Raw genomic sequence first — 21954 nt, 5'->3', positions numbered from 1 at the left:
GTCGGGAATGCCTGTCTCGCGTAATTCGGGCGGCAACTATTGCAAAAAGGGCGAAATGATCAAACCACTGAACGAATTCCTCCAGGAAATCAACGAAGGCGCCTGGGCGGTCATCAGTTCCGCCACGGATTACCCGGAAAACTGGGTGATCCCCGACCACAGCCACGAAAAGCACCAACTGCTCTACGCCATCGAAGGCGTGATGGTGGTGTACTCGGCGCTCAACCAATGGACGGTGCCGCCCAATCGCGGGATCTGGATGCCCGCCGGGCAGGTGCATTCCCTGCGGTGCGTGGGCACCTTGAAAATGCGCAGCGTGTTTGTGCGCCCGGATCGTTTCCCGAACATGCCGGGCGAACCGAAGACGGTGAGCATTTCGCCGCTGCTGAGCGAGCTGATCAAGGCGTCGGTGAGCTTGAAACCGCCGTATGCCGAGGATTCACGGGATGCGCGGATCATGCACCTGATCCTCGACGAACTGGCCATCCTGCCGGCCCTGCCATTGTCCTTGCCGCAACCTTCCGACCCGCGCTTGCAGCGCATCTGCCTGGCGTTGCAGGAAGAGCCCGGCGATGCCTCCACGGTCGCCCACTGGAGCGAGCGCTTGAACCTGGACCAGAAAACCATCCAGCGTCTGTTCCGCAAGGAAACCGGCATGACCTTCGGCCAGTGGCGCCAGCAGGCGCGGCTGCTGCTGGCCTTGGAGAGGATTGCGGTGGGGGAGAAGGTGATCGATATCGCCCTGGAGCTGGGCTATGAAAGCCCGAGCGCCTTTACCAGCATGTTCAAGAAACAGTTCGGCAAGACGCCGAGCCATTTTTTCAGATAGCGCCCTGCGTGGCAGGGGCGTGCAGGCCCAGCAGGTCGTTGAAGCCATCGACGTCCAGCGGTCGGCTGAGGAAATAGCCCTGGCCCTCTTCACACGCCACGCTCTTGAGCAATGCAAGGTGCTCGGCGGTTTCGATGCCTTCGGCGGTCACCGTCAGGGCCAATGCCCGGCCCAGGCCGACAATCGCCTGGATGATCGCCTTGTCGTCATCGCTTTCTTCCAGGCGGGTCAGGAAGCTGCGGTCGATCTTCAAGCCATCGAAGGGGAACGCCCGCAGGTAGCTCAGCGAGGAGTAGCCGGTGCCGAAGTCATCCATGGCGATGCGCAGGCCCAAGTGCTTGAGCGTGTGCATGACCTCAAGTGCCCCGCTGGCATCATCGAGCATGACGCTTTCGGTGATTTCCAGTTCCACCCGGGCCGGGTCGATACCGGAGCTCGCCAACGCCTGGCGTGTGCGCTCCACCAGGTTGCCGCGTTTGAACTCGGAGGGTGACAGGTTCACCGATACAAACAGGTGCTCCGGCCATTGGGCGGCACGCGTGCAGGCGGTTTCGAGTACCCAGTCGCTCAACGCCAGGATCAGCCCGGACTCTTCGGCAATCGGGATAAAGGTGTCTGGCGCGATCAACCCACGCACCGGATGCTGCCAGCGCACCAGGGCTTCGGCGCCAACCATCTGCCCGTCGGCGATGCGATAGCGCGGCTGGAAATGCAAGCGCAGTTCGCCGTGCTTGATCCCATAGCGCAGGTCGCTCTCCAGGCGTCGACGTTCGATGATCCGTGCGTTCATGTCGCCGGAGTAGAAGCGCCAGGTATTGCGGCCCGCAGCCTTGGCCTCGTACAGGGCAATGTCAGCGTAGCGCAGCAGCTCCGCGGCCTCGTGGGCATCGTTGGGGGCGATGGCGATACCGATGCTGGCGCTGACAAACACCTCTTGTTCGTCGATTCTGATGGTGCGCTCGATGGATTCGATCAGTCGCTTGCACAGGGCTTCAACTTCATCCTGTGTGCCGGCATCGGTCAGGATCAACACAAATTCATCACCGCCGATACGCGCGACCAGGTCGCCGTGGCGTACGCAGTCGGCCAGTCGGGACGACACTTCGTTGAGCACCCGATCACCGGCAGCGTGCCCGAGCAGGTCATTGACCGGCTTGAAGCGATCGAGGTCCAGGCTGAGCATCACCAGCGGCTGCTCCGAAGTGGGCATGGCCTTGAACTTGCCTTCCAGGAACGCTTGCAGGCGCGTGCGGTTGGGCAGCCCGGTCAGGGCGTCGTGTTGGGACAAGAACTCGATGCGTCGACGGGCTTCGACCTCTTCCGTCACATCGGTGGCGGTGCCGCGAAACCCGCCACAGGGCATCTGCCGCGCGGACAGCCGCGTGCTGCGCTCCAACCCCAGCGCATCGACGTAACGACACTGCACGCTGATGTCCGGGCGACGTCCGGGTGTGCTCAGCCACTGGGACAGCTGGCCGCTTTCGGTCTCCAGCAAGTCGTTTATCGCGGCGCCGACCCAGGCGTTGCGTACCAGCCCGGTGACGCCTTCAAAGCGTTCCGACAGGTAGGTGAAGCGCCAGCCGGCGTCGATTTCCCAGACCCAATCGGAACTGGCCTCGACCACATCGCGAAAGCGGGCTTCGCTGGTGGCCAGGGCGGTCTGGCTGTTCTGCAGCGACGTATGGCTGGCATCCAGGGCCAACGCCGCGGCGGTAGCGCGGCGCGATATGACCCAGGTCATCAAGCACACCAGCAATGCCGCCAGGCCCAGCAGGGGCAGGCCGACCCCCATCAAACGCAAGCCTGGGCGGGCCGGTTCCCAGTGCAGGCTGCCCGCTGCGCCGTTGTCGCCGAGGGGGAAGAGCAAGGTCTTGCCGATTTCATCGGGGGTGGCGATGTGCAGTTTGTCCACGCCGAACTCATCGCCGATCACCGCCAGTTTGGCGCTGTCGAGGATGTCGACGAAGATCAGCACCGACGCCGGTCGGCCGTCGGGCAACACCGTGGGGTCGGTACCGGGGGTGATGGCGGCGGCGGCCACCAGTGCAGGGCTGCCACGTACGTTGATAAAGGCCGTGGTGGGCGTTTCATCCTCGGCGCCCGCGCGAGCCTGCTCGAGAATCTCGGTGATGGGCCCGCCGAGCCACTGGGTGAGTTCGACGCTCTGCAACTGGCCGTCCACCACGGCATAGACCGTGCGGTTGGCGTCGTCGACCACGAACAGGCCTTGAAAGCCAAAGTCATCGAACAAGGTGGCGCCGATATTGCCACGGGCAAAGGCCCAATCGGTGTCGACCGTCATATGCAAATGTTTGTAGGCGTCGCTCCAGAAGGCGTAGTCCTTGACCGTCACGCGCAAGGATTTTTCCAGCGACTGCACGGCTTTACGGGTATAGAACGCACTTTCAACCTGCTCGGAGCGGTCCAGTTCATGAGCCAGGTAGACCAGGGAATAGGCCGCGGCGGCAAACACCACGGCCAGCAAGGCCATGAAGCGCAGAAGCGAGGTGCGCGCCAGGGAGAGGCTGGTGCGATCGGAGAGCGAGCGGACGATGGGAGCGAGAGTATTCGGCATTGGTTCCCGCAGGGCGTCACTGCAAGTCAGGGGTATCTCGTGTTATCGGCCGCGCGGGTCAGAAAATGAGTGCTTATGTATCGCCGGTCGTCGTCAAGTTTGCATAGAAAATACAGCCGATCAGCCGTGCAAACAGGCTGAGGGTTTCCGGCAGGTTGGGGTCGTCGAACAGCATGGCGCGCGAGTCCAGCGCGCACAGCGCACCGTACAAACGGCCGTCGGGCAGGAAAATCGGCGCTCCGGCGTAGCTTTCAATCTCGAACTGCTTGACCACCGGGCGCGTGGCAAAACGGCCGTTCTTGCTGATCTCGGGGATGAACAGGGCCTGGGGGTTGATGCAGAACTCGCTGCACAGCGTGGTTTCCAGGTCGAGTACATCGTGGACGTTGATGCCCATTTGCAGCGGGTCGTAGACCGAGCACACCACCCAATCCAGGTCGGTGAATTTGGCGATCCCGGCGAAGCGCATGCCGGTCAGGCGGGTGACCAGTTGCAGGATGCTGGTGGTGGCTTCGATTTCGGCGATGGCGGCGCGTTCGTCTGCGCTGAGTAACGAGGCTGCGGTGAAGCTTGGAACCATAGGTGAACACTCCTATAGCGTGGCGGCCTTGGCCGCCACGCAGGGTCAGGGTTTAGTTGATACGGGGATGCTGCTCGACCAGGTTCTTGCGCTTGGCTTCCAGCTCGGCAATCTCGGCATCGATGTCTTCGATCTTCTGCTCGATATTGTCGTGATGTTCCTGCAACAACTCCTTGGCTTCTTCCATGTCCGAAGCCGCCGGCGCTGCGCCGCGCAGGGGCTTGTTGGCGGTTTCCTTCATGGTCAGGCCGGTGATCAGGCCGACCACGGCAAACACCATCAGGTAGTAGGCAGGCATAAACAGGTCGTTGGTGCTTTCTACCAGCCAGGCCACGGCGGTCGGGGTCACACCAGCGATCAGCACCGACACGTTGAACGCACTGGCCAACGCGCTGTAGCGCAGGTGCGTCGGGAACATGGCGGGCAACGTCGAAGCCATCACGCCGATGAAGAAGTTGAGGATCACGGCAAGGATCAGCAAGCCCGCGAAGATCAGGCCGATCTTGCCGCTGGTGATCAACATGAACGCCGGGATGGACAGGAACAACAGGCCGATACTGCCGGCGATGATGAACGGCTTGCGGCCGATCTTATCGCTGATAAAACCAATGAACGGCTGCACGAACAGCATGCCGACCATGATCGCGATGATGATCAGCACGCCGCTGTTTTCTTTGTAGTGCAGGTTGTGCGACAGGTAGCTCGGCATGTAGGTGAGCAACATGTAGTAGGTCACGTTGGTCGCCGCGACGATGCCGATGCAGGTCAGCAGGCTGCGCCAGTGCTTGGTCGCCACTTCCTTGAACGAGACTTTCGGGCCGTGGGTCAGGCCTTCGCGGTCGCCTTGCTCCATTTTGTCCATGTGCTGCTGGAAGGCTGGGGTTTCCTCCAGCGCATGACGCAGGTACAAGCCGATGATGCCCAGGGGCAGGGCGAGGAAGAACGGCAGGCGCCAACCCCATGACTCAAAGTCGGCTTCGCCCAAAATGCTTGAGATCAGCACCACCACGCCCGCGCCCAGCACGAAACCGGCGATGGAACCGAAGTCCAGCCAACTGCCGAGGAAGCCGCGTTTGCGGTCCGGGGCGTATTCGGCGACGAAGATCGACGCGCCGGTGTATTCGCCACCCACCGAGAAACCCTGGGCCATTTTGCACAGCAACAGCAAAATCGGCGCCCAGATGCCAATCGAGGCGTAGGAGGGGATCAGGCCGATGGCAAAGGTGCTCAAGGACATGATCACGATGGTCGCGGCGAGGACCTTTTGCCGCCCGTATTTATCGCCCAGTGCGCCGAAGAACAGGCCACCCAGGGGACGGATCAGGAATGGCACCGAGAACGTACCGAGTGCAGCGATCATTTGTACGCTGGGCGAGGCGTCGGGGAAGAACACCTTGCCGAGCACATAGGCGACAAAACCGTAGACGCCAAAGTCGAACCATTCCATGGCGTTACCCAGGGCAGCGGCGGTGATTGCCTTGCGCACCTTGGTGTCGTCGACGATGGTGATGTCTTTCAATCCGATGGGCTTGACGCTTTTCTTACGTAATTTCATGCGGGACACTCTAAAGCAGAACAGGGGAGGTGCCATCGTTGCGATGGCACCGCTCTGTCAGTTCAGATACAAGCGGACATGAAATAATTCACCTCTATTTGCGTTTTTTTGCACATGCATTGAACTTCACAGGTTTACCCAGGAGAAAACCGAATGCCCGTTGCCGCCTCGCGCCTGACCTACCGCCGACCACAACCGAGTGACGTGCAGCGATTATTCGCGATCTACGGCGATCCGCAGACCAACTTGTTCAACCCGGCCGGCCCCATGGCCAACCTGGAGGTTGCACAACGCCTGCTGGATCACTGGCTCGCACAGTGGGCATCCCAAGGTTACGGCTGGTGGGCGATCGCACGCGTCGAAGCGCCGGATCACATCATCGGCTTTGGTGGCATTGCGCCGATGGACTACCTGACCGACAGGCGCATAAATCTTGGATATCGGTTTGCGGTGGAAGCTTGGGGGCAGGGCTACGCCACCGAGTTGGGCCGTGATGCATTAACGCTGGCCTTCGAAACACTCGGCCTGCCCGAAGTGTTCGGATTGGTACGGCCGGATCACGCGGCATCCATCCGCGTGCTGGAAAAAATTGGCATGCAGCCTTTCGGTACGCTCGACGATGTGCCGGGTAAGGCACCAAGCCTGGTACTACGCGTTCGTCATCCTACAACTCCTTTTGCCTGACATTTCACATACCCGCGCAATACCTCGATAGGCGGCAATCTTTCAGATTGACAGTGTTCTGGCGTCCCGATATAAAAGCTGCAGTTGTACGACGACATATGACGTTACATATGTCCTACCTAACAAAAATAAAAAGTGATGCCATGAACTTGAACGAGCCCATCAACGCACACCGCGTTGGCCAAGCGGTAGGCAACTATCGCTGGACCATCTGCGCGATGCTGTTTTTCGCGACCACCGTCAATTACCTCGATCGCCAGGTGCTCAGCTTGCTGGCGCCGCAGCTCTCTACGCAATTTGGCTGGAGCAACACCGACTACGCAAACATTGCGGCAGTCTTCCAGTTTGTCTACGCGATCTCCATGCTGTTTGCCGGGCGCTTTGTCGACAAGATCGGCACCAAGGCAGCCTATGTAGTGGCGATTGGCATTTGGTCCACGGGCGCCATCATGCATGCGTTCTCGGTGCCGATGGGCGAGGGCATCGCGGCCATCAGCGGGGCGATTGGCCTGGCGGTGATCCCGGTGTCGATTGCCGGTTTCATGCTGTCCCGTGCGGTACTGGCGATTGGCGAGGCAGGCAACTTCCCGATTGCGATCAAGGCGACCGCCGAATACTTCCCGAAGAAAGAGCGCTCGCTGGCCACCGGTATTTTCAACTCCGGCGCGAACGTGGGTGCGATCCTGGCGCCGATCTGCGTGCCGTTGATTGCCGGTTTGTGGGGGTGGGAAGCGGCGTTTATCGTGATTGGCGGGTTGGGTTTCGTGTGGGTGGCGGTGTGGATCGCGCTCTACAAGAAACCGGATGAGCAAAAACGCCTGTCGCCTGAAGAACTGGCGTATATCCGCAGCGACCAGACGGTGCAGCCTTTCACCCCTGCACCTGCTGGCGCCGTGGAGAAGAAAGTTTCGTGGTTCAAGCTGCTCACTTATCGCCAGACCTGGGCGTTTGCCTTCGGCAAGTTCATGACCGACGGCGTGTGGTGGTTCTTCCTGTTCTGGCTGCCCACTTACTTGTCGGCGCAATACGGCATGAAAGGCGCCGATATCGTCATGCCGCTGGCCGTGCTGTACAGCATGACCATGGTCGGCAGTATCGGCGGCGGCTGGTTCCCCAGCTACTTCATGGCACGCGGCGATGCGCCCTACGATGGCCGCATGAAAGCCATGCTGGTGATCGCGCTGTTCCCGCTGGTGGTGTTGCTGGCGCAGCCATTGGGCTATATCAGCTTCTGGGTGCCGGTATTGCTGATCGGCGTGGGCGCCTCGGCGCACCAGGCGTGGTCATGCAACATCTTCACCACCGTGTCGGACATGTTCCCGCAGAAAACCGTGGCCTCGGTGGTCGGTATCGGCGGCATGGCCGGCGGCCTGGGCGGCGTGGTCATGACCAAGATCGGCGGTTGGGTGTTCGACTACTACAAATCCGTGGGCGACATCCACACCGGCTACATGATCATGTTCGCCATCTGCGCGCTGGCCTACCTGGTGGCCTGGAGCGTGATGAAGACGCTGGTGCCGCGTCACAAGGAAATCACTGACCTGTAAGGTCCAACGTCCCGCGCCGCAACGGCGCGGGACCGCTTCACAGCGTGAGCGCCCAGGTCTGGCTGACCAGGGATTTGCCGAAGCTGTCTATCGTTTCTTCCTCGATCAACTCGAACCCGGCTTTCTGATAAAGCCTGCGCGCATCGCTGAGGATGTCCACTGTCCACAGCTGCATGCGTTGGTAGCCGACCTGCCGGGCAAAACGTACGCACTCATCCACCAGCCGTTGGCCGATGCCCATGCCGCGCGCACTGGCGTCCACGTAGAGCATGCGCAGCTGGGCGGTGTTGTCGCCGTGGCGGATCACGAACACCGAGCCCACCACGTCGCCGTCCTTTTCTGCGATCCAGCAACGCTCGCAGGTTGGATCAAACGCTCTCAAGTACTTGGCGACCGTCTCCGCCACCAGCGCTTCGAACTCCCAGTTCCAGCCATATTCACGGGCATACAACGCGGTTTGTTGTTGCACCACCACACCCATGTCGCCCGGCTGTGGGTCGCGCAGCAGGTAGCTGGGCGCCGTGCCTTGCAGCAGGGCCTGGATGCGTTTCATGGCGTCGGTGAGTTGCCGCTGTTGGGGTTCCGGCAGGCTGTCGAGCAGGGCGATGACTTCGCTTTGGGTCTGCTGTTCCAGGGGCGCCAGCACTGCACGGCCATGGTCGGAGAGGTGCAGTTGCACCGCGCGGGCGTCGGTGGCGGAGCGGACTTTCTGGATCAGGCCCTTCTTTTCGAAACCACTGGTCAATCGGCTCAGGTAACCCGCGTCCAGGCTGAGCATCTGGCACAGGTCGGCGCTGGTGAGGTCGCCACGGGTAGACAACTCGTACATCACGCGAATTTCGGTGAGCGAATAGTCGCTTTGCAGCAGGTGTTCCTGCAGCACGCCGATCTGGTGGGTATAGAAGCGATTGAAGCCGCGCACGATGCCGGCGCGTTCGACAAGCAGGGGAGTGGACATGCTGGAATGCTCGAATGGTTGCCTGAAGCAATTATATTGTTGCTTCAGGCAACCATGTCAAACACTTTGCTTAGCGGTTACGCGTCACCCGCCAAAGGGTATTGGCCAGGTCATCGGCAATGATCAGCGCACCTTTGGGGTCCACCGTCACACCGACCGGGCGCCCACGGGTCTTGCCGTCGTCACCCCGAAAGCCGGTGGCAAAGTCGATCGGCTCACCGGATGGCTTGCCATTGCTGAAGGGCACGAAGATCACCTTGTAGCCCACCGGGTTGTCGCGGTTCCAACTGCCGTGCTCACCGACAAACACGCCATCAGCGAACTGCTCGCCCATTTCGGGGATGGAGAAGTCCACGCCGAGCGCTGCCACATGGGAGCCCAGGCTGTAATCCGGCTTGATCGCGGCGGCGACCTTGGCCGGGTTCTGCGGCTGGGCGCGCGGGTCGACATTCTGGCCCCAGTAGCTGTACGGCCAGCCGTAGAACGCACCTTCACGCACCGAGGTCAGGTAGTCCGGCACCAGGTCGGGGCCCAGTTCGTCGCGTTCGTTGACCACGGTCCAGAGTTGGCCGGTGTCCGGTTGGATGGTCAGCGCCGTCGGGTTACGCAGGCCTGTGGCATACGGCTTGTGCGCGCCGGTGGCGGCGTCGATCTGCCAGACCATCGCGCGGTCGATCTCCACTTCCATGCCACGCTCGGTCACGTTGCTGTTGGAGCCGATACCCACGTAAAGCTGGCTGCCGTCGGCACTCACCGCCAGGGACTTGGTCCAGTGGTGGTTGATCTGCGCCGGCAGGTCGGTGACCTTGGTGGGCGGGCCAGCGGCCTTGGTCTGGCCGTCGGCGTAGTCGAAACTCACCAGCGCATCCTGGTTGGCCACGTAGAGCTTGCCGTTGGCAAACGCGAGGCCGTACGGCGCGTTGAGGTTGTCGGCGAACACCGTCTTGAGTTCATAGGTGCCGTCGCCGTCGGCGTCACGCAGCAACGTCAGGCGGTTGCCGCCCTTGACCTTGGTGTTGCCCTCGGCCTTGATCAGGCTGGCGATCACATCCTTGGGTTTGAGCTTGGCCGCGCTGCCGCCACGGCCTTCGGCGACGAGGATGTCACCGTTGGGCAGCACCAGGGTCTGACGTGGGATCGCGAGGTCAGTGGCAATCGCCGTGACGCTGTAGCCTTGCGGCACCTTGGGTTTCTGATCGCCCCAGGGTGCGGGCTCGGCAATCTTCATGCTCGGCAACAGGCTGCTTTGTTGCTCCGGCAGTTTGGGGTCGGGGCCACGGGCCTGGGTCTTGTCGCCTTCACCGCCGCAAGCGGTGAGCAGCAGGGCGGCGCTCAATAGCGTCAATGTGCTGGACGTTTTCATTTAACACCTCTCGCGCGCAGGCCGGTCCAAGTGGCCGCCAGTGTCAGCAGCAAGACAATCGCCGACAAGATCAGGCCGCCGGGCATCGACGCGTAGGCGTCCTTGGCGTGTTGGAAGGCATTGACCAGGCCGAGTATCCAGGTGGCCAACAGCAGTAAGACATAACGCGTGGGTTGCCCGGCCTTGCGCTCGGCACGGAGCAGGTTGACCAGCGCAAACAAAAACGCGAAGCCGGCGAACACCAACGCGCCGGCAATCAGCCAGGCCGAGAAGTTGGCCCATTGAATCTGGTAGGTCTGGGTGTAGGCAATGTCGCTGAGCAAGGCACCGAGAAACAACGGCACGGTGCCGGCGAGCAAGGTCGCATGCAGCGGCCCTGGGCCGTATCGGTAGACGGGAAGGGTAGTCATGGGGTGGCGGCTCCTTGTTGTATAACGCCCCTGGACGGGACAGCGCATAGGAAGTGAACGCGTCGCGTGTGAGAAAGTTCAGCGTGAAACGTTTCGAAATAGTGGGAACCCTCTAGGGGTGCCCCGGCCTAACGCCGTATCATCCCGTCCTTTTCTCTCGCCAGGCGCCTCCATGACTCAACCTCGCATCGGCTTTGCGTGCCAGTACAAACATCCTGAGCGCCTGCTGTCCGCCAGTGCCTTGAAGCTGATTGAAGGCCCGTTCAACCCGCGCACCACCACGTTGCGCTGGATGGACAGCGTCACCCCGCAAGTGGCCCGCGACAAGCTGGTGGAAGTGGTTACGCATAACCTGGCCGCCCAGTTGCGCCTGTTGGCCTATGTGGCCGAGTTACCGCCGACCCTGCGCATGCTGCGTCTGAGCAGTGACCTGCTGCCGTTCTACAGCCACCCGAAAGTCGCTGCCGTGTACCAAGATCCGGCCATCGAGCGCCAGTTGGTAGAAGGGTTCGCCGCCATCGGCGAGTTGGCGCGTGCGTCGGATATCCGCCTGTCCTTCCACCCCGGCCAGTACTGCGTGCTGGGTTCGGAGAACCCCGGCGTGGTGGAAAACAGCCTGGCTGAATTCGAATACCACGCCGACATGATCCGCATGATGGGCTACGGCCGTCGCTTCCAGGACCTCAAGTGCAACGTGCACATCGCCGGCCGCCTTGGCGTGGAAGGCACCCGCGCGGTGTGGTCGCGCCTGTCGGAGGTGGCGCGCAACTGCATCACCTTCGAGAACGACGAGAAAACCTACGGCCTCGACCATTGCCTGCAAGTCGCTGACCTGGCGCCAGTGGTGTTGGACATCCATCATTGCTGGATCAACGAAAACGACTATATCGACCCCCACTCGGAACGGGTCGCCCGCGTGATTGAAAGCTGGCGCGGCGTGCGCCCGACCATGCATTACTCCCAGCCCCAGGAAGTCTTGCAGGAACTGGGTTTCGACGCCGAGCACAAGTTGGAAATGGACGCGCTGTTGCAGGTGGTGTCCAAGCGTGACCTTTATGCCCACAGCGCCCAGATGTGGAACCGCTGGACCAACGACTACGCACTGCAGTTTCTCGATCGCTTCGACATCATGCTTGAAGCCAAGGACAAGAACGTCGCCGCTCTCGCGTTCTACGAACACTGGAAGCGGCACAGTGCCTGAGTCGCGTCAGCCTTTGCCAGACAGCGGAATGACCAGGGACAGCCACATGTTCCAGCCGTCCGGGCGGTTTTTGGCATCGAATTCGTAGTAGCCCTTGATATTGGCGTACCACAGTTCATCACCCACCTTGAAGAAGTGCCCCGCCTGGGGCCCGATTCCGGCAACGCGGGACTTGAAGTCCCCCAGCACCGCGCCGCTGCCACTGTCGCCGGTGACCTGACGGAAGTAATAACCCACCAGCCCGGCGTGGGTCTGTGCGGTAAAGAAGTGCGAGGCGCTGAGGTCGATGTGCGCGTCGATGCCGTTCTGATAGTGGGTGTCGCGGTTTTCCCAGTTATAGGTCACGCCCGCCACGGCGGAGAACTCGTTGGTCTTGTCAAAAAAGGTGTAGCCACCGCCCGCGTCCAGGGCGGCATGGCCCAGGCCGATATTGACCAGGCGATCCGGGTCATAGGCGCCCACGGGTAGGTTGCCCATGGAATAAGCCATGAAGTTGTGCACGCCGTGGTTCCACTTCAGCGTTCCGAGCAGATACAGATCGCTGGCACCTTTGAGGGCATCGTTGGTACCGCCGGAAAACGAGCGCCCGCGTGGCCCGGTCACGGTGGCATCGACACTCGCCTCGGAACGCCCCACGGCCGCCACCGCCGAAATCGCCGCCTGGGCACCGCCCAATACCGGCGTGGCGAAGGTGTAGGTCGGGCTGGCAAACAACAGATCGGCCTTGGCATCCAGCCCCACCACCGTGCGCCCGCCGCGCGGGGTGGCTGAGTGCCGCCCGTCGCTGGCATTCACATGGTAGTAAACCAGCGGCAGGCTCCAGCCCGGCGTGGTCGGCGCAGCGGCGAGGGCACCGAACTGGCCGGGCAGCCAGAAGCTGATACCGCCGTCGTCGGCCTGCGCCATCGCGATGGGCAGCAGGGTGAGCAGGCTTAAAACGCGGGTCGTTGGGTTCATAGGACTTCCTATCCAATTGGCCATACTGTGCGTGCTGTCAGGGGCCGCTTGAGCATAGTCCAAGGATTGAAGGTCGTTGCGCCGTCAGCCCCTTGCCCGTCATGCTTGCCGGTCTGACTCAAGGAAACAGTGCCCCGTGAATTCATCGCAACCTACTGGTGTCGACGCCCAAGGATGTGTCCTGGCCGTGACCGATTTGCCCCTGCAGCCTGAGTTCCAGCCGTTGCTCAGCGATGTTTGCGCCACCCTTTCACCGGCGCAGTGGGGGCTGGACGGCATTTATGTGTATGGCAGTGTCGCCAGGGCGGAGGCCATTTCCGGTGAATCCGACCTGGATCTCACGCTGGTATTTCGTGAACCGCCTCAACCTGAATTGCTTGAACAGCTGGAACTGACGCGCCTGTCCCTGGAACAGCGGCATCCGGAAGTGACGAAGATCGACTTCGATATCGGTCATTGCGCGCAGGTGCTGTCACCCGAGAACAAAGATCGCTGGGGTTTCTGGCTCAAACACCATTGCCGTGGTGTGTGGGGCAATGATCTTTCGGCGTGTTTCGACGCGTTCCGCCCATCCCGTGAGATTGCCTGGGCGCTGAACGGTGACTTTGAAGCGGTGCTCAAGGGCTATCTCTTGCGCATCGACCAGGCCCGGACTGACGAAGCGCGGCTGCGTTTGCAGCGTGAAGCATCGCGCAAGCTGGTGCGCTCAACGCAGCTGTTTTGCCCGGTGCAGGCTTTGATCTGGCCGCAATCGCTTGAGGACCACGTCAAGCTGTTCCTCCAGCATTACCCGGCGATGGTTGCCCAACTCGCGTTCTTTTTGTTCGAGGCGCGAAACCCCAGCGCGGAGGGCGAGAAATTCTCCGCTCGACTTCAAGCCTTTCTCGACTGGATGGTTTCCCAACAAAAATAGATAGGTATATTGGCGCTAAACTGCTGATTGCATACGCCAAGCCTATGGAAACGCCATGATCAACTTCCGCCTTATCCGCCACCTCTGGCTGTTCCTCGCCGTTGCCGAAGAGCAGAACTTCGGCCGCGCCGCCAAGCGCCTGGGCATGTCGCAGCCGCCGTTGAGCGAGCAGATCCAGGTGCTGGAACAAGCGCTCAAGGTCCAGCTGTTCGAACGCTCCCGGCGGGGCGCCAAGTTGACCCCGGTGGGCGCGGCGATCCTGCCAGCGGTGCGCAAGTTCGCCGAGCAACTGGAGCGCCTGGAACTGGCGGTGGAAGAGGCGGTAGCGGGGCAGTCGGGCATGCTGACCATCGGCGCGATTTCCACGGCGATGTTTGATGTGTTGCCGGGCCTGATCGACCGGCTCAAGCAGCAGTATCCGCACCTCACCGTTTCGGTGCGCGAGATCGACAGCGTCGAGGCGCTGCCGGCGCTGGAAGCCGGGGATATCGACCTGGCCTTCGCCCGGCTGGACGGCGACCTGGGCCCGGCGATCCAGTCGTTGCCGGTGCGCGAAGATCGCTTGATGGTGGCGTTGCCAAGCGATCATCCGTTGGCCGCACGTTCGCGTATCAGCCTGTCGAGCCTGGCCAGCGAGCCGCTGGTGATGTTTTCGCGCAAGGTCAGCCCGGTGTATTTCGACAACCTGATCGCCACCTGCCGCGCCAGCGGGTTCTCGCCACGGGTGCTGCATGAAGTGCGCTCGGTAGCCTCGCAGATTGCGTTCGTCAGCTGTGGCCAGGGTATTGCGCTGGTGCCGGCGTCGCTGAAGAAGCTCGCGCCGGACAACGTGGTACTACGGCCGCTGACCCAGAAACTCAATGTGGTCACCACGGCGGTGGCCTGGAACAGTGAGCGGCCTAATCCCTTGGTGACCGAGTTGGTCGCGCAGTTCCAGGCTCATACGATTGGCGCATGACAACCTTACGCGATCGGTCATTTACACCCTCGCGGCTAACCGCTGAAATTGGCACCTTTTCGGCCAAGGAACTCTTGCATGTCGTTCGTTCATTCCTTCATTCCACTGACCGTAGACTGCACCGCTGTGGAGATAGCGGCGATCCACCGCGACGGCGAGCGGGCGCCCATCCTGTTCCTGCACGGGTTCGGCTCGACAAAGGAGGACTACGCCGACATCGTCCTGCACCCGGCGTTCGACGGGCATGCCTTTATCGCCTACGACGCTCCCGGCTGCGGTGAGAGCCAATGCGCCGGCCTGGCGGGCATCAATATCCCGTTCCTGCTGGAAACCGCCTTGCAGGTGCTGACGCATTACAAGGTCGAACGCTTCCACCTGGTCGGCCACTCCATGGGCGGCCTGACTGCCTTGATGCTGGCCCATCATTTTCCGGATCGCGTGCTGAGTTTTACCGACATTGAAGGCAATATCGCCCCTGAAGACTGCTTTCTCAGCCGCCAGATCGTGGATTACCCGGCAGAGGATCCCGAGGCGTTTTTCAGCGCCTTCATCGAACGCACCCGCCAGGCACCCGCGTATGCCAGCGCGCTTTACTCGGCAAGCCTGCGCCACAAGGTGCGTGCCGGTGCCGTGCGCGGGATCTTCCAGTCGATGGTCGAACTCTCTGACAACGCGGACCTGATGGGCAAGTTCCTCGGGCTGCCGTGCCCCAAGATGTTCATGTACGGCGAGCAGAATGCCGGGCTGTCCTACCTGGCGCATATCCAGGCCAACGGCGTGCGCCTGGCACCGATTGCCCAGTGCGGGCACTTCCCGATGTATTCCAACCCGCTCGCGATGTGGCGGGCAATCGCCGACATCCTCAGGACTTGAACCGCCCCACCAGTCCATTCAATTCATCCGACAGGTTCGACAGCCGCCCCGAATCGTCCTGCGCCGAGTTGGCCAGGCTTTCCACCAGGCGCGCCTCGTCGTAGATCTGTTGGATATGCCGGTTGATCTCTTCGGCCACGCTGTGTTGTTCCTCGGCGGCGGCGGAGATTTGCAGGTTCTGGTCACGGATCTCGTTGACCGAGGTCTGGATCCCTTCAAAGCTGTCCCGCGCGTTTTCGATGGACGACACACTGGCCTTCGACAGGTCCAGGCAACTGCCCATTTTCTGCGTGACTTCCTGGGTCTTGTTTTCCAGGGTGCCGAGCAGTTGCTCTATCTCGCCGGTGGAGTCGGAGGTGCGCTTGGCCAGTGCGCGCACTTCGTCGGCCACCACTGCGAACCCACGGCCCTGGTCACCGGCACGGGCGGCTTCGATGGCGGCGTTGAGCGCCAGCAGGTTGGTTTGCTCGGCAATCGCGCGGATGGTGCCAAGGATCTGGTTGATGCTGCGGCTGCCGGCCTCCAGTTCGACCATGGCCTGGGATGACTCGGCCAGGCGGCGCCCCAGGCGGTTGACGTTGTCGGTGGTGACTTCGATCTGCTGCTTGCCCTCGGCTACGCGACGGTGCCCGTTCTCGGCGGATTGCGCCGCGCCGCTGCAGGAGCGTGCGACTTCGTTGGCGGTGGCGACCATTTCGTTGAACGCCGTAGAGACCAGCTCGACCGCCTCACGCTGGCGTCCGGCCGCCTCGTTCATGTTGTGCGCCACCTCGCTGTTGACCTTGGAAGCGTTCTGCAAATTGGCCGAGGCTGCGCCGATGTGCTGGATCAGTTGGCGGATCGCCGCAAGGAACTTGTTGAACCAGCCGGCCAGTTCGGCGGTTTCATCCTTGCCCTGGACCTGCAGTTCGTGGCGCAAGTCGCCTTCGCCCTGGGCGATGGACTGCAAGCCGGTGCTGACCTGGCCGATAGGCTTGACGATGACCTTGGAGAACGCCGCCGCGATCAGCCCGAAGATCAGCACCAGCACCGCGACGATGATGGCGGTGAGGTAGGTCATGCGCGTGGCTTCGGCCATCACCTCACGGTGTTCGATCAGGCCGATATAGCGCCAGCCGAGGCCGGGGGAGGTCCACACGTTGGCCATGTAGCGCACGCCGTCGATCACCACTTCAGTGGAGCCCTGTGCGGTGTCGGCCAACTGTGCATAGGCTGTGCCCAGGTCTTTGAGCGGCTTGAAGTTGTGGGCGGCGTTGCGCGGATCCACCAGCACCACGCCGTCCTCGACCAGCATCACGTAGCCGCTTTCGCCCAGTTTGATGCTCTTGAGCAGTTCGGTGAGGTTTTTCAGCGAGACGCTGACCACGAACACGCCCTTGGCCTTGCCGTTTTCCAGCAATGCGCGTGCGGTGCCCACCAGGGCGACGTCGTCTTTGTCGTAGTAATACGCGGGGGTGCGCACGGTCTTGCCGGGGCTGGCCATGGCCGCTTTGTACCAGGGGCGGGTGCGCGGGTCGTACTTGGCCAGTTGCGGGTCATCCGGCCATTTGGCGTAGGTGCCGTCTTCCAGGCCGATGGACAGGATCGCCGCCGCCGGGTGTGTGGCGCCAAAGCGCGCGAAGCGATCGATCACGGCTTGCGCCTCGGCGGGCATGGGCTGGTTGGCGGCGTCGGCAGGCTGGTAATTCTTCAGTGTGCTCACGGACGTGTATACAGAATTGGTGGCCATTTGATCGACGTTTTGCAAGGTGCCGTCGAAGAACTGGCGGATGTTGCCATCAATCTGACGGATTTCCCGGGTGCTGCCGTCGATGAACTGATCCACCGCCTGGGTCCGCGTGTTCATGACAGAAATCAAGGCCACCAGGCTTACCGGGATGAATGCAACGGAGACAAATGCGAGTACCAGCTTATTTTTTATTTTCATCGAGACGACCATCAGCGTGAAGGGCGGCCAAATCGTCGCGTACCTCAATCAGGATTGCGGCGATTTGCTATCACTGCTGTTTCGGCCCGGCTTCGATAAATCTTTAGGGTTTTTTGTACACAATACAAAGTGCTTATTGTTCTGTATCCAATCAATACACATCACGCAGATAACGCTTCTGCTCACTTAACTGCCGCCAGTACTCCACGGCACCCTCGACGCCAAGCCCGCCGTGGGTTTGCGCGACTTGGCGCAGGGCCTGGTCGACATCTTTGGCCATGTGGCTGGCGTCACCGCAGATGTACAGCTTGGCGCCATCCTGCAACCAGCGCCACAGCTCGGCCCCCTGTTCGCGAATGCGGTCCTGCACGTAGACCTTTTGCGCCTGGTCGCGCGAGAACGCCAGGCTCAAGTGGTTGAGCAGGCCGTCGCGCTGCATGCCTTGCAGTTCGTCCTGATAGTAGAAATCGCTTGCGGCGTGCTGTTCGCCGAAGAATAGCCAGTTGCGCCCCTGATGACCCAGTGCGCGACGTTCCTGCAAGAACGCGCGAAAGGGCGCGATACCGGTGCCGGGCCCGATCATGATCATCGGCACGTCGCCGTCAGTGGGCGTGCGGAAGTGTTTGGACGGCTGGATGAACAACGGCACCTCGCCGTCGCCGACCCGGTCAGCCAGGAAGGTCGAGGACACGCCTTTACGTTTGCCGTAACGCACGGCGGCCACGGTGAGGTGCACTTCCTGCGGATACGCCTTGGCGCTGGACGCGATTGAATACAGGCGCGGTTGCAGGCGCTTGAGGGTGCTCAGCAGTTCATCCGCCGAACACTCGATGGGGTATTCCAGCAACACATCCGCCAGTTGCCGGCCCCAGAGCCAGTCATTCAGTTCGGCCTTGTGTTCGGGGTTGAGCAAGTGCTTGAGGCCAGGGTTGGCGCTGCGCTCGGCGATGAACGCCAGGGTGTCGCTGCTGGGCCGGGCGATTTCGAAGTGCTGGGTCAGGGCCTGATGCAGGGGCACATCGCCGAAGGTGTCGATGTTCACGCAGGTATGGGCGTTCAAGCGTGTGAGGTCGAGCAATTCGCCGACCAGTTCGGGGCAGTTGCGCGGCCGCACGCCCAGCGCATCACCGGCTTCATAGGTCAGCCCGGAGTCGGTCAGGTCGAGGGCGAACTGGCGGGTTTCCTTGTGGACGCTGTGCGGGTTCAGGTGTCGGTTGAGCAGCAGGCGTGAGCCATACAGTTTGGTTTTACCGGCGGGGGTGGCGGGCGCGACGGGCTTTGCCGGGGCGAGGGTTTGCTGGAAACGCACCAGCCAGGCATCGGCCAGTGCTTCGAATTCGGTATCGCAGTCGACGCGTTCCAGCAGGCGGGTGGCGCCCAGTTCCAACAGGCGTTGGTCGAGTTGTTTGCCGTGGTTGCAGAACTGCTCGTAGTTCGGGTCGCCCAGGGCCAGCACCGCGAAGCGCAAGGACTCCAGGCGCGTCTCGGCGGTACTGAGGCTGTGCCAGAACCCTTCGCCATTGTCCGGTGGATCGCCGTCGCCAAAGGTGCTGCTGATCAGCGCCAGGGTGTGGGTGCTTGCCAGTCTGCTTGCCGGGAAATCCGCCATCGCGCTCAGTTCCACGGTAATGCCTGCGTCGCGCAGGCGCTGGGCAAAACGCTCGGCCAAGGCTTCGGCGTTGCCGGTTTGCGAGGCCCACAACAAGGTGACGGCTGGGGAGGGCGCTGCGAGGGATTGCGTATGGCTGAACAAACCGCCGAGCAAACCGTTCAGCCACAGCCGTGACGCATCGGCCAGCGGTGCATTGGCGGGCAGGGTCGGCACGCCGAGGGCCTGGCGTGCGGCGTTGGACTGCAAGCCGCTGAGGAAGCCGGCGAGGCAGGTGCGCTCAGGCTCGCTCAGGGATGGCGCGGGTAGGTTGCGGATGCCGGCGATTTCGGCGAAGGCGTCGAGGCGCGACATGGGAGTGTCCTCTGCTAAGGGGGAAGGGCGGTCGAGAAACTGGTGGTCGATCAGCTCGACGCGGGCCAGGGCGACGGCGCAATGCTTGAACTCCGGCTGCAAGGAGATCGGGTCTACCGCGTCGTTGGTCACGGCGTTGATGGCCAGGTGTTCGCCGAACACATCGTTCCAATGGAACGGCGCAAAGCAGTTGCCTGGCCGTACACGTTCGGTGACCACGGCGGGCAGCACGGCGCGGCCGCGCTGGGAGCGTATCTCGACCTGATCCTTGTTTTTGATGCCCAGCATTGCTGCGTCTTCGGGGTGTAATTCCACGAAGGGGCCGGGGTTGAGCTTGTTCAGGGTGGCGACCTTGCCGGTCTTGGTCAGGGTGTGCCATTGGTGCTGCACGCGGCCGGTGTTGAGCACGAAGGGGAACACGTCATCGGGCATCTCTGCGGGCGGCATATGCGGGCGGGCGAAGAACTGGGCTTTGCCGTTTTCGGTGGCGAAGGCGAGGGTGCCTGTGCCCAGGTAGCGAATCGGGTTGCGGTCCGCGCCGTCCTCCGATGCGCAGGGCCATTGCAGCGGTTTCTCACGCAGTCGCGGGTAGCTTGCGCCACGAATGTCGTAGCCGGTCTTGGGGTTCCAGGCACGTTTGATTTCATCAAATACGTCGGCGGCGGATGCATAGGAGAACGCATCGGCAAAGCCCATTTCACACGCGACCCTGGCGATGATCTGCCAGTCGGGCAGGGTCTCGCCGGGTGCGTCGACGGCTTTTTGCATCAAGGTCAGGTTGCGCTCGGAGTTGATCATCACCCCTTCGGCCTCGGCCCACAGCGCGCCGGGCAACAGGATGTCGGCGTAGCGATTGGTCTCGGTGTCGAGGAAGGCATCCTGGGTGATCACCAGCTCGGCAGTTTGCAGGCCTTTGATCACGGTCTGGCGGTTGGGCACGCTGGCGACCGGGTTGGTGCAGATGATCCAGCAGGCCTTGATCTGCCCGGCAGCCATTTGCTCGAACATCGCCACGGTGCCGCTGCCAGCCTGGCGCGGCAGGCTGTCGTGGGGGATCTGCCACAGGTCTTCGATAAAGGCGCGGTCGGCCTCGACCAGCACCGAACGTTGCCCCGGCAGCCCAGGGCCCATGTAGCCCATTTCGCGCCCGCCCATGGCATTGGGTTGACCCGTGAGGGAAAACGGCCCGCTGCCCGGACGGCAAATGGCGCCCGTCGCCAGGTGCAGGTTGCACAGGGCGTTGGTGTGCCAGGTGCCGTGGGTGCTCTGGTTGAGGCCCATGGTCCAGCAGCTCATCCACTCGGCGGCCTGGCCGATCCAGTCGGCGGCTTGGCGGATATCGGCTTCGGCCAGGCCGGTGATGGCGGCGACGTGCTCTGGCGGATAGTCCTCGAGGAATTCCGGCATCGCCTCCCAGCCGTCGGTGAAGGCGGCGATAAAGGCAGGGTCGGTGTGGCCGTTTTTCACCAGCAGGTGCAGCAGGCCGTTGAGCAACGCCAGGTCGGTGCCGGGTTTGATCGGCAGGAACAGGTTGGCCTTGTCCGCCGTGGCGCTGCGCCGGGGGTCTACCACGATCAGCTTCGCCCCGGCCTTGACCCGGTCCATCATGCGCAGGAACAAGATGGGGTGACAGTCAGCCATGTTTGCGCCGATCACAAAGAACAGGTCGGCGCGATCGAAGTCTTCATAGGACCCTGGCGGGCCGTCGGAGCCGAGGGAGAGTTTGTAGCCACTGCCGGCGCTGGCCATGCACAACCGAGAGTTGGACTCGATGTTGGCAGTGCGGACAAAGCCCTTGGCCAATTTGTTGATCAGGTACTGGGATTCCAGCGACATCTGGCCTGACACGTAGAACGCCAATGCGTCCGGGCCGTGAGTGTCGAGGGTATGACGCAGGCGGCGAGCGGTTTCGCGGATGGCGTTGTCCATGCCGATGCGCACCGGGTCATTCTGCCGGGCCTGGCGTACAAAGGCGTTTTCCATGCGCCCGGACTCGGCGATGGTTTGCCCGCAGGTGGTGCCCTTGGTGCACAGGCGGCCAAAGTTGGTGGGGTGGGCTTTGTCGCCGATCACCTTGACCACTTTATTGTCTTGCACCTGCATGACGATGCCGCAGCCCACGCCACAATAAGGACACACGCTGCGTATGCTTTGGTTGGCCATCTGAAACCTGCGTAAACAAAAAAGGCGCCTTGCAACCCTCCGTTCAGAACGGGGATTACACGGCGCCTTTGTCGTGAGAGGGCAGTCAGCGTTGACTGCTTGGTTGGAGTGTTCCTAGCAAGTCACGCGCCAGGTTTTTCACGGCGGGGTTTGTTGGGTGAACTGGCCGTTTTTGTGGTGAGCGGGCTTGCCCCGCGCTGGGCTGCGCAGCAGCCCTCTTGAGACCGAGGTGCCCTCGGCGCGGGGCAAGCCCGCTCACCACAGGAAACTATTCATTCATGGAGAGCTATGCACTTTTATGACGCGAGATGCACCAGTTGGAGGCGCTGGAGGGGGTGCTTGGCATTGTCGACTCACCTGTTGAGGCGCGAACACAGGCCTTGCATCCGCTTGGCACAGACCCTGCAAGCTCCCCCTCAACCCACTTCGGTCAACGACGATCGACACCAGGGGCAATAGCGGAGAATCTGGCGCAGTCGCCCGATCCGAACCCGCATA

Annotated in this window: 16 protein-coding genes and 1 pseudogene; 7 read left to right on the top strand and 10 right to left on the bottom strand. The window is 62.0% G+C overall.

The window, feature by feature from the left end:
- Nucleotides 1–7 precede the first annotated feature (7 nt).
- Nucleotides 8–829: a helix-turn-helix domain-containing protein gene (locus HX823_RS23625; protein ID WP_033896597.1), complete on the top strand. Its 822-nt coding sequence runs from the start codon at nt 8–10 to the stop codon at nt 827–829.
- Here HX823_RS23625 and HX823_RS23620 read toward each other — a convergent pair.
- The 3 genes from HX823_RS23620 to proP all read right to left on the bottom strand — a co-directional run bounded on the left by HX823_RS23620 (nt 822) and on the right by proP (nt 5539).
- Nucleotides 822–3404, bottom strand: a complete 2583-nt coding sequence (locus tag HX823_RS23620) for an EAL domain-containing protein (RefSeq protein ID WP_177076995.1) — start codon at nt 3402–3404, stop codon at nt 822–824. The two genes, HX823_RS23625 and HX823_RS23620, sit on opposite strands and share 8 nt — an antisense overlap.
- A 73-nt stretch (nt 3405–3477) precedes the next feature.
- Nucleotides 3478–3984, bottom strand: coding sequence for a GAF domain-containing protein (locus HX823_RS23615; protein ID WP_177076993.1), 507 nt, complete (start codon nt 3982–3984; stop codon nt 3478–3480).
- A 52-nt stretch (nt 3985–4036) separates the two neighbouring features.
- Entirely contained in the window at nt 4037–5539 is a 1503-nt protein-coding gene (gene proP, locus HX823_RS23610) for a glycine betaine/L-proline transporter ProP (protein ID WP_038849597.1), read from the bottom strand.
- 153 nt (nt 5540–5692) lie between these two features.
- Here proP and HX823_RS23605 point away from each other — a divergent pair, with 153 nt between their 5' ends.
- Both HX823_RS23605 and HX823_RS23600 read left to right on the top strand, forming a co-directional pair.
- Complete coding sequence (locus tag HX823_RS23605) at nt 5693–6223, top strand: GNAT family N-acetyltransferase (protein WP_177076991.1); 531 nt, start codon at nt 5693–5695, stop codon at nt 6221–6223.
- A gap of 143 nt (nt 6224–6366) precedes the next feature.
- Nucleotides 6367–7770, top strand: a complete 1404-nt coding sequence (locus tag HX823_RS23600; RefSeq protein WP_033896592.1) for an MFS transporter — start codon at nt 6367–6369, stop codon at nt 7768–7770.
- A 37-nt stretch (nt 7771–7807) separates the two neighbouring features.
- On the opposite strand, the gene HX823_RS23595 is transcribed toward HX823_RS23600, so the two are convergent.
- The 3 genes from HX823_RS23595 to HX823_RS23585 form a co-directional block, all read right to left on the bottom strand.
- Nucleotides 7808–8728: a helix-turn-helix domain-containing GNAT family N-acetyltransferase gene (locus HX823_RS23595; protein ID WP_177076989.1), complete on the bottom strand. Its 921-nt coding sequence runs from the start codon at nt 8726–8728 to the stop codon at nt 7808–7810.
- Between the two features lie 70 nt (nt 8729–8798).
- Complete coding sequence (locus HX823_RS23590; RefSeq protein WP_033896589.1) at nt 8799–10091, bottom strand: sorbosone dehydrogenase family protein; 1293 nt, start codon at nt 10089–10091, stop codon at nt 8799–8801.
- Nucleotides 10088–10501 (bottom strand): DUF2231 domain-containing protein, encoded by a 414-nt coding sequence (locus HX823_RS23585; protein WP_038849606.1) that lies wholly within the window; start codon nt 10499–10501, stop codon nt 10088–10090. The genes HX823_RS23590 and HX823_RS23585 overlap by 4 nt, the downstream gene beginning before the upstream one ends.
- Nucleotides 10502–10673: 172 nt before the next feature.
- Between HX823_RS23585 and HX823_RS23580 the strand changes: the two genes are divergently transcribed.
- Nucleotides 10674–11702 (top strand): UV damage endonuclease UvsE, encoded by a 1029-nt coding sequence (locus HX823_RS23580; protein WP_177076987.1) that lies wholly within the window; start codon nt 10674–10676, stop codon nt 11700–11702.
- Nucleotides 11703–11708: 6 nt separating this feature from the next.
- Here the strand turns inward: HX823_RS23580 and HX823_RS23575 are convergent, their stop codons facing one another.
- Nucleotides 11709–12659, bottom strand: coding sequence for a transporter (locus HX823_RS23575; protein WP_016979971.1), 951 nt, complete (start codon nt 12657–12659; stop codon nt 11709–11711).
- 136 nt (nt 12660–12795) lie between these two features.
- On the opposite strand from HX823_RS23575, the gene HX823_RS23570 reads away from it, so the two are divergent.
- The 3 genes from HX823_RS23570 (at nt 12796) to HX823_RS23560 (ending at nt 15403) form a co-directional block, all read left to right on the top strand.
- Nucleotides 12796–13572 carry a nucleotidyltransferase domain-containing protein gene (locus HX823_RS23570; RefSeq protein ID WP_038849610.1) on the top strand — a complete coding sequence of 259 codons (777 nt, stop codon included), beginning with the start codon at nt 12796–12798 and terminating at the stop codon, nt 13570–13572.
- A 55-nt stretch (nt 13573–13627) separates the two neighbouring features.
- The gene (locus HX823_RS23565; protein WP_177076985.1) at nt 13628–14530 is read left to right on the top strand and encodes a LysR family transcriptional regulator; all 903 of its coding nucleotides are present in this window, start codon (nt 13628–13630) and stop codon (nt 14528–14530) included.
- A gap of 78 nt (nt 14531–14608) precedes the next feature.
- Nucleotides 14609–15403 carry an alpha/beta fold hydrolase gene (locus tag HX823_RS23560; protein ID WP_177076983.1) on the top strand — a complete coding sequence of 265 codons (795 nt, stop codon included), beginning with the start codon at nt 14609–14611 and terminating at the stop codon, nt 15401–15403.
- Here the strand turns inward: HX823_RS23560 and HX823_RS32370 are convergent.
- From HX823_RS32370 to HX823_RS23550, 3 genes and pseudogenes are all read right to left on the bottom strand, one after another.
- On the bottom strand, nt 15393–16160 hold the full coding sequence (locus HX823_RS32370) for a methyl-accepting chemotaxis protein (protein WP_371317980.1): 768 nt from the start codon (nt 16158–16160) through the stop codon (nt 15393–15395). The genes HX823_RS23560 and HX823_RS32370 overlap by 11 nt on opposite strands.
- Before the next feature lie 87 nt (nt 16161–16247).
- Nucleotides 16248–17249 (bottom strand): annotated as a pseudogene (locus HX823_RS32365) (cache domain-containing protein); the annotation flags it as partial.
- A 232-nt stretch (nt 17250–17481) separates the two neighbouring features.
- Entirely contained in the window at nt 17482–21456 is a 3975-nt protein-coding gene (locus HX823_RS23550; protein WP_177076979.1) for a bifunctional nitrate reductase/sulfite reductase flavoprotein subunit alpha, read from the bottom strand.
- Nucleotides 21457–21954 lie beyond the last annotated feature (498 nt).

The sequence above is a fragment of the Pseudomonas sp. P7759 genome (assembly GCF_013386445.1).
GTDB lineage: Bacteria > Pseudomonadota > Gammaproteobacteria > Pseudomonadales > Pseudomonadaceae > Aquipseudomonas > Aquipseudomonas azotoformans_A.
The sequence above is the reverse complement of the archived record's forward strand: the minus strand, read 5'-3'. Positions and strand labels throughout refer to the sequence as shown.

Coding starts and splice junctions, on each gene's coding strand:
- HX823_RS23625 (WP_033896597.1), top strand. CDS start 8: ATGCCTGTCTCGCGTAATTCGGGCGGCAACTATTGCAAAAAGGGCGAA.
- HX823_RS23620 (WP_177076995.1), bottom strand. CDS start 3,404: ATGCCGAATACTCTCGCTCCCATCGTCCGCTCGCTCTCCGATCGCACC.
- HX823_RS23615 (WP_177076993.1), bottom strand. CDS start 3,984: ATGGTTCCAAGCTTCACCGCAGCCTCGTTACTCAGCGCAGACGAACGC.
- proP (WP_038849597.1), bottom strand. CDS start 5,539: ATGAAATTACGTAAGAAAAGCGTCAAGCCCATCGGATTGAAAGACATC.
- HX823_RS23605 (WP_177076991.1), top strand. CDS start 5,693: ATGCCCGTTGCCGCCTCGCGCCTGACCTACCGCCGACCACAACCGAGT.
- HX823_RS23600 (WP_033896592.1), top strand. CDS start 6,367: ATGAACTTGAACGAGCCCATCAACGCACACCGCGTTGGCCAAGCGGTA.
- HX823_RS23595 (WP_177076989.1), bottom strand. CDS start 8,728: ATGTCCACTCCCCTGCTTGTCGAACGCGCCGGCATCGTGCGCGGCTTC.
- HX823_RS23590 (WP_033896589.1), bottom strand. CDS start 10,091: ATGAAAACGTCCAGCACATTGACGCTATTGAGCGCCGCCCTGCTGCTC.
- HX823_RS23585 (WP_038849606.1), bottom strand. CDS start 10,501: ATGACTACCCTTCCCGTCTACCGATACGGCCCAGGGCCGCTGCATGCG.
- HX823_RS23580 (WP_177076987.1), top strand. CDS start 10,674: ATGACTCAACCTCGCATCGGCTTTGCGTGCCAGTACAAACATCCTGAG.
- HX823_RS23575 (WP_016979971.1), bottom strand. CDS start 12,659: ATGAACCCAACGACCCGCGTTTTAAGCCTGCTCACCCTGCTGCCCATC.
- HX823_RS23565 (WP_177076985.1), top strand. CDS start 13,628: ATGATCAACTTCCGCCTTATCCGCCACCTCTGGCTGTTCCTCGCCGTT.
- HX823_RS23560 (WP_177076983.1), top strand. CDS start 14,609: ATGTCGTTCGTTCATTCCTTCATTCCACTGACCGTAGACTGCACCGCT.
- HX823_RS32370 (WP_371317980.1), bottom strand. CDS start 16,160: ATGAACGAGGCGGCCGGACGCCAGCGTGAGGCGGTCGAGCTGGTCTCT.
- HX823_RS23550 (WP_177076979.1), bottom strand. CDS start 21,456: ATGGCCAACCAAAGCATACGCAGCGTGTGTCCTTATTGTGGCGTGGGC.